7 protein-coding genes are annotated in these 10,818 nt (G+C 71.9%); 5 read left to right on the forward strand and 2 right to left on the reverse strand.

Annotation, left to right across the window (positions count from 1 at the left end):
- Positions 1 to 44: 44 nt before the first annotated feature.
- Genes ACFYXE_RS35030 through ACFYXE_RS35040 form a run of 3 tightly spaced genes read left to right on the forward strand, consistent with a single transcriptional unit; the run spans position 45 to position 3,222 of the window.
- Positions 45 to 1,202: a Gfo/Idh/MocA family oxidoreductase gene (locus ACFYXE_RS35030; RefSeq protein WP_361177140.1), complete on the forward strand. Its 1,158-nt coding sequence runs from the start codon at positions 45 to 47 to the stop codon at positions 1,200 to 1,202.
- Positions 1,199 to 2,368 (forward strand): dihydrodipicolinate synthase family protein, encoded by a 1,170-nt coding sequence (locus ACFYXE_RS35035; protein ID WP_389319601.1) that lies wholly within the window; start codon positions 1,199 to 1,201, stop codon positions 2,366 to 2,368. Before ACFYXE_RS35030 ends, ACFYXE_RS35035 begins: the two co-directional genes overlap by 4 nt.
- Positions 2,365 to 3,222, forward strand: coding sequence for a sugar phosphate isomerase/epimerase family protein (locus ACFYXE_RS35040; RefSeq protein WP_389319603.1), 858 nt, complete (start codon positions 2,365 to 2,367; stop codon positions 3,220 to 3,222). The genes ACFYXE_RS35035 and ACFYXE_RS35040 overlap by 4 nt, the downstream gene beginning before the upstream one ends.
- Here the strand turns inward: ACFYXE_RS35040 and ACFYXE_RS35045 are convergent, their stop codons facing one another.
- Complete coding sequence (locus tag ACFYXE_RS35045) at positions 3,223 to 3,768, reverse strand: DUF937 domain-containing protein (protein WP_389319605.1); 546 nt, start codon at positions 3,766 to 3,768, stop codon at positions 3,223 to 3,225.
- Between the two features lie 357 nt (positions 3,769 to 4,125).
- Here ACFYXE_RS35045 and ACFYXE_RS35050 point away from each other — a divergent pair, with 357 nt between their 5' ends.
- Both ACFYXE_RS35050 and ACFYXE_RS35055 read left to right on the forward strand, forming a co-directional pair.
- Positions 4,126 to 6,345 carry an ATP-dependent RecD-like DNA helicase gene (locus ACFYXE_RS35050; protein ID WP_389319607.1) on the forward strand — a complete coding sequence of 740 codons (2,220 nt, stop codon included), beginning with the start codon at positions 4,126 to 4,128 and terminating at the stop codon, positions 6,343 to 6,345.
- Between the two features lie 220 nt (positions 6,346 to 6,565).
- The gene (locus tag ACFYXE_RS35055) at positions 6,566 to 7,864 is read left to right on the forward strand and encodes a citrate synthase (protein WP_361177130.1); all 1,299 of its coding nucleotides are present in this window, start codon (positions 6,566 to 6,568) and stop codon (positions 7,862 to 7,864) included.
- A 409-nt stretch (positions 7,865 to 8,273) separates the two neighbouring features.
- Here ACFYXE_RS35055 and ACFYXE_RS35060 read toward each other — a convergent pair whose 3' ends face one another.
- A complete protein-coding gene (locus ACFYXE_RS35060) occupies positions 8,274 to 10,664 on the reverse strand; it encodes a heavy metal translocating P-type ATPase (RefSeq protein WP_389319609.1) in 2,391 nt (796 codons plus the stop codon).
- Between the last annotated feature and the right edge of the window lie 154 nt (positions 10,665 to 10,818).

Consider the following 10,818-nt stretch of genomic DNA (forward strand, 5'->3'; position numbering starts at 1 on the left):
CCTGGGATAGAAAGCGCTTGCTGCGCAGCTACGGAGGGACTTTCGTGACACGCAAGACGGTGCGCATCGCCATGAACGGCGTCACCGGACGGATGGGCCACCGCCAGCACCTGGTCCGTTCGATCCTCGCCCTCCGCGCGCAGGGCGGCCTCGACCTGGGCGACGGCACCGTGCTGTGGCCCGAGCCGATCCTGGTCGGCCGCCGCGAGCACGCGCTGCGCGCGCTGGCCGCCGAGCACGGCCTGGCTCACTGGTCCACCGACCTCGACGCGGTCCTCGCCGACCCGGACGTCGACATCTACTTCGACGCGCAGGTCACCTCCGCCCGCGAGGACGCCATCAAGCGGGCCATCGCCGCGGGCAAGCACGTCTACACCGAGAAGCCCAGCGCCACCGGCCTGGACGCCGCCCTCGGCCTCGCCCGCCTGGCCGCCGAGGCCGGCATCAAGCACGGGGTCGTCCAGGACAAGCTCTTTCTGCCGGGGCTGCTCAAGCTGAAGCGGCTCATCGACGGCGGCTTCTTCGGCCGGATCCTCTCCGTGCGCGGGGAGTTCGGCTACTGGGTCTTCGAGGGCGACTGGCAGCCCGCCCAGCGCCCCTCCTGGAACTACCGGGGCGAGGACGGCGGCGGCATCGTCGTCGACATGTTCCCGCACTGGGAGTACGTCCTGCACGAGCTGTTCGGCCGGGTGCGCAGCGTCCAGGCGCTCACCGCCACGCACATCCCGCAGCGCTGGGACGAGAACGGCAAGCCCTACGACGCGACCGCCGACGACGCGGCCTACGGCATCTTCGAACTGGACGGCGGCACCGTCGCGCAGATCAACTCCTCCTGGACGGTGCGCGTCAACCGCGACGAGCTCGTCGAGTTCCAGGTCGACGGCACCGAGGGCTCCGCCGTCGCGGGCCTGCGCGGCTGCCGCGTGCAGCACCGCAGCGCGACCCCCAAGCCCGTCTGGAACCCCGACCTGCCCGCCACCCACTCGTTCCGCGACCAGTGGCAGGAGGTCCCCGACAACCACGGCGACGGCTTCGACAACGGCTTCAAGGCCCAGTGGGAGCTCTTCCTGCGGCACGTCTACGCCGACGCGCCCTACCACTGGGACCTCCTCGCGGGCGCGCGCGGCGTGCAGCTCGCCGAACTGGGCCTGCGCTCCTCCGCCGAGGGCCGCCGCGTCGACGTCCCGGAGATCACCCTGTGAGCGGGCCCCTCCTGGTGCGGCTCCCGGCCGCGGACGGCGGCACGCGCGCGTACACCCCCCGCGCCGTGCCCCTGCGCACGGCGCCCGGCGGCCCCCCGCTCACCTCCCGCACCGTCTTCTCCGCCGCCCACGTGGTCGCCGACCCCCGCGCGGACGGCACCCCCGAAGGACCCGCCGCCGTCGACTGGGACGCCACGCTCGCCTTCCGCCACCACCTCTGGTCGCACGGCCTGGGCGTCGCCGAGGCCATGGACACCGCCCAGCGCGGCATGGGCCTCGACTGGCCGGGCGCCGCCGAGCTGATCCGCCGCTCGGCCGCGGAGGCCCGCTCCGTCGGCGGCCGCATCGCGTGCGGCGTCGGAACCGACCAACTGGCCCTCCCCGCGCCCCTGTCGGCCGTCAGGGGCGCGTACGAGGAGCAGCTGGCCCTCGTCGAGTCGGCGGGCGCCCGGGCGGTCCTGATGGCCTCCCGCGCCCTCGCCGCCGCCGCGACGTCGCCGGACGACTACCTGGAGACGTACGGCCACCTCCTGCGCCAGGCCGCCGAACCGGTCGTCCTGCACTGGCTCGGCCCGATGTTCGACCCCGCCCTGGAGGGCTACTGGGGCTCGGCCGACCTGGACGCGGCCACCGAGACCTTCCTGGAGGTCATCGCCGCCCACCCCGGCAAGGTCGACGGCATCAAGGTCTCGCTCCTGGACGCCGACCGGGAGATCGCGCTGCGCCGCCGCCTGCCCCGGGGCGTGCGCTGCTACACCGGGGACGACTTCAACTACCCGGAACTGATCGCCGGCGACGAGCACGGCTTCAGCCACGCCCTGCTCGGCATCTTCGACCCGCTGGGCCCGCTCGCCGCCGAGGCGGTGCGCGTCCTGGACACCGGGGACGCCAAGGGCTTCCGCGCCCTGCTCGACCCCACCGTCGAGCTGTCCCGCCACCTCTTCCGGCCCCCGACCCGCTACTACAAGACCGGCGTCGTGCTGCTGGCCTGGCTCGCCGGGCACCAGAGCCACTTCACCATGGTCGGCGGCCTGCAGTCGGCCCGCTCGCTGCCGCACCTGGCCCACGCCTACGAACTGGCCGACGGCCTCGGCCTGTTCCCCGACCCCGACCTCGCCGCCGCCCGCATGCGCTGCCTGCTCACCGTGCACGGAGTCCCCCAATGACCACCCCGCCGAGCGTCACGCCGGACCCCGTCCCGCTCTCCCGGCTGAGCATCAACCAGGAGACCGTCAAGCAGTGGTCGCTGCCCGAGCTCGCCGAGGGCTGCCGCAAGGAGGGCATCGGCGCGGTCGGCCTGTGGCGCGCGCCGGTCCGGGAGTACGGGGTCGAGCGCACCGCGCGCCTGCTGCGGGACGCCGGACTCGCGGTGACGAGCCTGTGCCGGGGCGGCTTCTTCACGGACACCGACCCGGCCCCGCGCGCGCGTGCCCTCGACGACAACCGCGCGGCCGTCGACGAGGCCGCCGCGCTCGGCACGGACACATTGGTGCTCGTCTCGGGGGGCCTGCCGCCCGGCAGCAAGGACCTGTCCGGCGCGCGCGAGCGCGTCGCGGACGCCCTCGCCGTCCTCGGGCCCTACGCCGAGGAGCGGGGCGTGCGCCTGGCCGTCGAGCCGCTGCACCCGATGTTCGCCGCCGACCGCTGCGTGGTCTCCACCCTCGGCCAGGCCCTCGACCTCGCGGAGCGCTTCCCCGCACGGCAGGTGGGCGTGGTCGTGGACACGTACCACCTGTGGTGGGACGACCAGGCGCCCGCGCAGATCGCGCGGGCGGGCGCGGGCGGCCGTCTGCACGCCTTCCAACTGGCCGACTGGATCACGCCGTTGCCCGCCGGTGTGCTGCTCGGACGCGGGCAGCTGGGCGACGGCAGCGTGGACTTCCGCGCCTTCCGCGCGCTCGTCGAGGCGGCGGGGCACCACGGCCCGATCGAGGTCGAGATCTTCAACGAGGCGCTGTGGGCGCGGGACGGCGGCGAGGTGCTGCGCGAGACGGCGGAGCGGTTCCGCACGTACGCGTAGCTACTTCTTGCCGCCCAGGATCTGGCCCAGCAGGTCGCCGAGGCCGCCGGAGGGGGCCGCGGCACCCTTCGGGGCCGCTCCGCCCGCCTTCGCGCCCGCCGCGCGCCGGGAGAGCACCGCGAGGACCACGGGGATGAGCATCTCGATCACGCGGGTGACCGTCGCCGCGGGGATGCCGGTCTTCTTGGCCACCGCGTTGGCCACCGGCCGGCTCATCTTCGCGAGCATGCCGGACATCATCCCGCCCGCCGCGAGGCCCCCGAGGCCGCCGAAGGCCGCCACCCCCTGCAGGGGCTGGTCGCCGGGGGCGGCCTGCGGGGCTTCCTGGACGGCCTCGGCCTCGGCGAACGCCTGCCGCACCTCGTCCGCGCCCGCCGGATCGGCCGCCCTTCCCTGGAGGTCCCCGGAGAGCGCGGACACCGTGGTGCCCACGACGTCCTGGGCGCCGGAGGCGTCCGTGCCGAGCAGGCCGGCGATCTCCTGGAGCCTGTCGTCACCGAGCTCGTCCAGCACGTCCTGCTCGAAGGACCGCGAATCATCACTCATGCCTCAAACGCTACGTCTGAGCCGCTTTGTCAGCACCTGGAACGATCCTCCGCGTCTGTTCCCGTCCGGCGGCCGCGAAAAAAAATTCTGGCGACACCGTGCAACCCTTCGGGCACCAGGCGTGTCGTACATGGAGTCAGAGCTTCACTGGGGGGAAACCAGGATCTGGGGGGATCCGGGGGATCCAAGGGGGGATCACGAGTTCTGACAGGGGAGGGGAAACCCGAAGGGGCCCGGTCCACGGACCGGGCCCCTTCAAATGTCCCGGCCGTCGTCCCCCTGCCTGTCTACCTACTTACCTACCCACCCGACCGCTCCGGCGCCCGCGCTGTCGGTGCCGGGCGGTAGCGTCGGATCATGTCGAGTCCAGCTGCAGCGGCGGCGGTGCTCGAGGGGGTCCTCGAACGCATCACGTACGCCCATGAGGAGACCGGGTACACGGTCGCGCGCGTCGACACCGGCCGCGGCGCCGGTGACCTGCTCACCGTCGTCGGCGCGCTGCTCGGCGCACAGGTCGGCGAGTCCCTGCGGATGCACGGCCGCTGGGGCTCCCACCCGCAGTACGGCAAGCAGTTCACCGTGGAGAACTACACGACGGTCCTGCCCGCCACGATCCAGGGCATCCGCCGCTATCTCGGCTCCGGCCTGATCAAGGGCATCGGCCCGGTGATGGCCGACCGCATCACCACCCACTTCGGCGTGGACACCCTCGACGTCATCGAGACCGAACCCGGGCGTCTGGTGGAGGTGCCGGGCCTCGGCCCCAAGCGGACCAAGATGATCGCCGCCGCCTGGGAGGAGCAGAAGGCCATCAAGGAAGTCATGGTCTTCCTCCAGGGAGTGGGCGTCTCCACCTCCATCGCCGTGCGCATCTACAAGAAGTACGGCGACGCCTCGATCTCCGTCGTGAAGAACGAGCCCTACCGCCTCGCCGCCGACGTCTGGGGCATCGGCTTCCTCACCGCCGACCGCATCGCCCAGTCCGTCGGCATCCCGCACGACAGCCCCGAGCGCGTCAAGGCCGGTCTGCAGTACGCCCTTTCGCAGTCCACCGACCAGGGCAACTGCTACCTCCCCGAGGAGCGCCTCATCGCCGACGCGGTCAAGCTCCTCCAGGTCGACACGGGCCTGGTCATCGACTGCCTGGCCGAACTGGCCGGCGAGGAGGAGGGCGTCGTCCGCGAGGCGCTGCCCGACCCGGACGGCGGCGACGACATCTCCGCGGTCTACCTCGTCCCCTTCCACCGCGCCGAACTGTCGCTCGCCGCGCAGCTGTTGCGCCTGCTGCGCACCGGCGAGGACCGCATGCCCGCCTTCCACGACGTCGCCTGGGACAAGGCCCTGCCCTGGCTCGCGGCCCGCACCGGCGCCGAGCTCGCGCCCGAGCAGGAGGAGGCGGTGCGGCTCGCGCTGACCCAGAAGGTCGCCGTCCTGACCGGCGGCCCCGGCTGCGGCAAGTCCTTCACGGTCCGCTCCGTCGTCGAGCTGGCCCGCGCGAAGAAGGCCAAGGTCGTCCTCGCCGCCCCCACCGGCCGTGCCGCCAAGCGCCTGGCCGAGCTCACCGGCACGGACGCCTCCACCGTCCACCGCCTGCTCGAACTGAAGCCCGGGGGAGACGCGGCGTACGACAGGGAGCGGCCGCTCGACGCCGATCTGGTCGTGGTCGACGAGGCCTCCATGCTCGACCTGCTGCTCGCCAACAAACTGGTCAAGGCCGTGCCGCCGGGCGCCCATCTGCTCTTCGTGGGCGACGTGGACCAGCTGCCCAGCGTCGGCGCGGGCGAGGTGCTGCGCGACCTGCTCGACGCGCGGAGCCCGATCCCCGCCGTCCGCCTCACCCGGATCTTCCGCCAGGCCGAGGAGTCGGGGGTGGTCACCAACGCGCACCGCATCAACTCCGGTGTCCCGCCCGTCACCCAGGGCATGAAGGACTTCTTCCTCTTCGTCGAGGAGGAGACGGAGGACGCGGGCCGGGTGACGGTGGACGTCGCCGCGCACCGCATCCCGAAGAAGTTCGGCCTCGACCCGCGCCGGGACGTCCAGGTGCTGGCGCCCATGCACCGCGGCCCGGCCGGTGCGGGAAACCTCAACGGCCTCCTCCAGCAGGCCATCACGCCCGCGCGGCCCGGCCTGCCCGAGAAGCGGTTCGGCGGGCGGGTGTTCCGCGTCGGCGACAAGGTCACCCAGATCCGCAACAACTACGAAAAGGGACAGAACGGCGTCTTCAACGGCACGGTGGGCGTCGTCACCGCCCTCGATCCCGACGAGCAGCGGCTGACCGTGCGCACCGACGAGGACGAGGAAGTCCCCTACGACTTCGACGAACTGGACGAGCTCGCCCATGCGTACGCGGTGACGATCCACCGCTCCCAGGGCAGCGAGTACCCGGCGGTGGTGATCCCGGTCACGACCGGCGCGTGGATGATGCTGCAGCGCAATCTGCTCTACACCGCGGTGACCCGCGCCAAGAGGCTGGTCGTCCTGGTCGGTTCGCGCAAGGCTCTGGGGCAGGCGGTGCGCACGGTCTCCGCGGGCAGACGCTGTACGGCCCTGGATTTCCGGCTTTCCGGGCGGTGAGGAGCCGGTCCCGGCCGTTTTGATCGATCAAACGAGTCGGAAACGTCACACAGCACTTTCGGAACCGGGGCGAAGGGGGCAGGATGAGCAGGTTGGCGGCACTGAGTGCCGCCAATAGGCCCAATGGTCGACCCCGAGTGCACTCTCCAGGGCCAAATGGGGGATGGTAGAGACAGTCAGGGCACCTCGAAGAAGAGGCACAACGTCGGTGAGGGATGACGTGAGCGAGAACGCTAACAACGGTGTAGTACTGCGGTACGGCGATGACGAGTACACCTACCCGGTGATCGATTCGACCGTGGGCGACAAGGGCTTCGACATCGGGAAGCTCCGCGCCCAGACCGGTCTGGTGACCCTGGACAGCGGCTACGGCAACACCGCCGCCTATAAATCCGCCATCACCTATCTCGACGGTGAAGAGGGCATCCTCCGGTACCGCGGCTACCCGATCGAGCAGCTGGCCGAGCGCTCCACCTTCACCGAGGTGGCGTACCTCCTGATCAACGGCGAGCTGCCGAAGGTCGACGAGCTGGCCACGTTCAAGAACGAGATCACGCAGCACACCCTGCTGCACGAGGACGTCAAGCGGTTCTACGACGGCTTCCCGCGCGACGCGCACCCGATGGCCATGCTGTCGTCGGTGGTCAGCGCGCTGTCGACGTTCTACCAGGACAGCCACAACCCGTTCGACGAGAAGCAGCGTCACCTCTCGACGATCCGCCTTCTCGCCAAGCTGCCGACGATCGCGGCCTACGCGTACAAGAAGTCGCAGGGCCACCCGGTCGTCTACCCGCGCAACGACCTCGGCTACGTCGAGAACTTCCTGCGCATGACCTTCTCGGTGCCCGCCGCCGAGTACGAGCTCGACCCGGTCGTGGTCTCCGCGCTCGACAAGCTCCTGATCCTGCACGCGGACCACGAGCAGAACTGTTCGACGTCCACCGTGCGCCTGGTCGGCTCCTCGCAGGCGAACATGTTCGCCTCGATCTCGGCCGGCATCTCGGCGCTGTGGGGCCCGCTGCACGGCGGCGCCAACCAGTCGGTCCTGGAGATGCTGGAAGGCATCCAGGCCTCCGGCGGCGACGTCGACACCTTCATCCGCAAGGTGAAGAACAAGGAAGACGGCGTGAAGCTCATGGGCTTCGGGCACCGCGTCTACAAGAACTTCGACCCGCGGGCGAAGATCATCAAGGCGGCGGCGCACGACGTCCTCTCGGCGCTCGGCAAGAGCGACGAGCTGCTCGACATCGCGCTGAAGCTCGAGGAGCACGCGCTGGCCGACGACTACTTCGTCGAGCGCAAGCTCTACCCGAACGTCGACTTCTACACCGGCCTGATCTACCGGGCCATGGGCTTCCCGACCGAGATGTTCACGGTCCTGTTCGCCCTCGGCCGGCTGCCGGGCTGGATCGCCCAGTGGCACGAGATGATCAAGGAGCCGGGTTCCCGCATCGGCCGCCCGCGCCAGATCTACACGGGCGAGGTGCTCCGGGACTTCGTCCCCGTCGAGGGTCGCTGAGCCCAGTACAGCGGAAAGCGCCCCGCCGCCGATCCCCCCACGGGTCGACGGTCGGGGCGCTTCCCTTTTTCCCGGTGCGGATTCCCCCCACGGGATCCGGCCGGGCGTCTTTGGTTGCCCTGCGGTCTGCCGGGACGCGTACGTACGGGAGGGCCGCTCAAAGCTCCCCGGTGCACGTGCCCCGGCAACGCAATTTCCAGGAAACATCCCCCAAGATGTCCCCTGATGTCGGAAGACGTCCCCCAAGACATCTTCCTGCATCGCCCCATTAGACTCGCGACTTCCCCCAATGGTTACGTGCGAATCAGTGTGATCTGCGTCTCTTGCATATGTCGCGTACATGCGCAAGATCTGCCATATGGGGATGTTGTGACGGGCGTGAAGGTGCTGAAACGGTCATGTGAAGGGCCTATGTGAATGACCTCAGGCGGAGGCTGTTCGTGACCACGAAGACCGACGAGAACGCCATCGCGGCCCCGGCGATCATCGGGTTCAGCAGACCGGCCGCGGCGAGCGGCAGCGCGGCGACGTTGTAGCCGAAGGCCCAGAAGAGGTTGCCCTTGATGGTGGCCAGGGTCTTGCGGGAGAGCCTGATGGCGTCGGCCGCGACCCGCAAGTCCCCGCGCACCAGTGTCAGGTCGCCGGCCTCGATGGCCGCGTCCGTGCCGGTGCCCATCGCGAGGCCCAGATCGGCGGTGGCGAGCGCGGCCGCGTCGTTCACGCCGTCGCCGACCATCGCCACGACCTTGCCCTCGCCCTGCAGCCGCCGTACGACCTCCACCTTGTCCTGCGGCAGCACCTCCGCGAACACGGCGTCCCCGGCGATGCCCACCGCACGGGCGACCGTGTCGGCCACGGCCCGGTTGTCGCCGGTCAGCAGGACCGGCGTCAGGCCGAGGGCGCGCAGCTCGCGCACCGCCTGCGGGCTGGTCTCCTTCACGGCGTCCGCGACCGCCAGGACGCCGCGTGCGACGCCGTCCCAGGCGACCAGGACGGCGGTGCGTCCCGCCGCCTGCGCGTCGTCCCTGGGCCCGGCCACGGCGTCCAGGCCCGTCACCCCGGCGTCCGCGAGGAGCCGCGCACGGCCGACGAGCACCGCGTGCCCGTCCACCGTGCCGCGCACCCCGGACCCGGCGACGTTCTCGAAGTGCTCCGGCACCGGCAGCTCCCCGGCCCGGATGCCCAGGCGCTCGGCCGCGCCCGCCGCGACGGCGCGGGCGACCGGGTGCTCGGAGGCGTGCTCCAGGGCGCCCGCGAGCCGCAGCAGCAGCTTCTCGGCGGCCTCCGTGCTCCGGGCGTCCCCGGCCGTCCCGGTGACCCCGGTGACCCCGGTGACCCCGGTGACATGGACGTCCGTCAGCTCCATGCGGCCCGTGGTCACCGTCCCCGTCTTGTCCAGGACGACGGTGTCGACGCGGCGGGTGGACTCCAGGACCTCGGGGCCCTTGATGAGGATGCCGAGCTGCGCGCCGCGTCCGGTGCCGACCATCAGGGCGGTGGGCGTGGCCAGGCCGAGCGCGCAGGGGCAGGCGATGATCAGGACGGCGACGGCCGCGGTGAAGGCGGCGGTCACGTCGCCGGTGGCGCCCAGCCAGCCGCCGAGCGTGCCGATCGCGATGAGCAGCACCACCGGCACGAAGACCCCGGCGATCCGGTCGGCAAGCCGCTGCACCTGCGCCTTGCCGGTCTGCGCGTCCTCGACCAGCCGTGCCATCCGGGCCAGCGAGGTGTCCGAGCCGATCCGGGTCGCCCGCACCACCAGGCGTCCCGCCGTGTTCACGGTGCCGCCGGTCACCGCGTCGCCCGCGCCCACGTCGACCGGCACGGACTCGCCGGTCAGCATGGAGGCGTCGACCGCGGAGGCGCCCTCGACGACGGTGCCGTCGGTCGCGACGGTCTCGCCGGGGCGGACGACGAACCGGTCCCCGACGGCGAGGCGCCCGACCGGCACCCGCACCTCGGCCCCGTCCCGCAGCACCGCCACGTCCTTCGCGCCCAGCGCCAGCAGCGCGCGCAGCGCCGCCCCGGCCCGCCGCTTGGAGCGGGCCTCCAGCCAGCGCCCGAGGAGGATGAAGGTGATGACGCCCGCGGCCACTTCCAGGTAGATCGTGGAAGCTCCCTCGCCCGGCGACGCGGTGAGGTCGAAGCCGTGCCGCATGCCCGGCATCCCGGCGTCCCCGACGAACAGCGCCCACAGCGACCAGCCGAAGGCGGCGAGCGTGCCCACGGAGACGAGCGTGTCCATGGTCGCGGCCCCGTGCCGCAGATTGGTGAACGCCGCCCGGTGGAAGGGCAGCCCGCCCCAGACCACGACCGGCGCCGCCAGTGTCAGCGAGAGCCACTGCCAGTAGTCGAACTGCAGGGCGGGGACCATCGCGAGCAGCACGACGGGCAGCGCGAGGAGGGCCGAGACGATCAGGCGCTGACGCAGGGTGTCGGGCTCGGTGATGTCGGCCGTGGTGGGCGCCGGGGCGGTGTCGTCGTCCCCGGGGTCCGGGGCGGGCGGGACGATCTCCTCGGCCGTGTAGCCCAGCTTCTCGACCAGGGCGATGAGCTGGCCGACCTCGACGCCGTCCGCGTAGCTGACCCTGGCCTTCTCGGTGGCGAGGTTGACCGTGGCGGTCACGCCCGCCATGCGGTTCAGCTTCTTCTCGATGCGGGACGAGCAGGAGGCGCAGGTCATGCCGCCGACGGCGAGCTCGACCTCGGAGCCCCCGGGGGCCGCTGCGGCCCGGGGGGTTCCGGCCGGTGCGCCGGCCGCTGTCGTGGCGCCGGACGTGGCGCTGGAGACTTCCGTCATGGCTCTTTCGTACTGCTTCCGGGGTGGTGGGACGGCACCGGGCCCTGTGGTGTGGGGGCCGCCCCCCCACCGGCCCGGGGGGCCGGCCCGCGGGCCGGCCCACCAGCCGGCCCCCGGGGGGGCGCACGCCCGGGCGCCCCCCCACACGTAACCC

Source organism: Streptomyces sp. NPDC002564 (assembly GCF_042889645.1).
GTDB lineage: Bacteria > Actinomycetota > Actinomycetes > Streptomycetales > Streptomycetaceae > Streptomyces.

Excerpts from the sequence above, each read along its gene's own strand:
- ACFYXE_RS35040 (WP_389319603.1), top strand. The coding sequence starts at position 2,365 with ATGACCACCCCGCCGAGCGTCACGCCGGACCCCGTCCCGCTCTCCCGG.
- ACFYXE_RS35045 (WP_389319605.1), bottom strand. The coding sequence starts at position 3,768 with ATGAGTGATGATTCGCGGTCCTTCGAGCAGGACGTGCTGGACGAGCTC.
- ACFYXE_RS35050 (WP_389319607.1), top strand. The coding sequence starts at position 4,126 with ATGTCGAGTCCAGCTGCAGCGGCGGCGGTGCTCGAGGGGGTCCTCGAA.
- ACFYXE_RS35060 (WP_389319609.1), bottom strand. The coding sequence starts at position 10,664 with ATGACGGAAGTCTCCAGCGCCACGTCCGGCGCCACGACAGCGGCCGGC.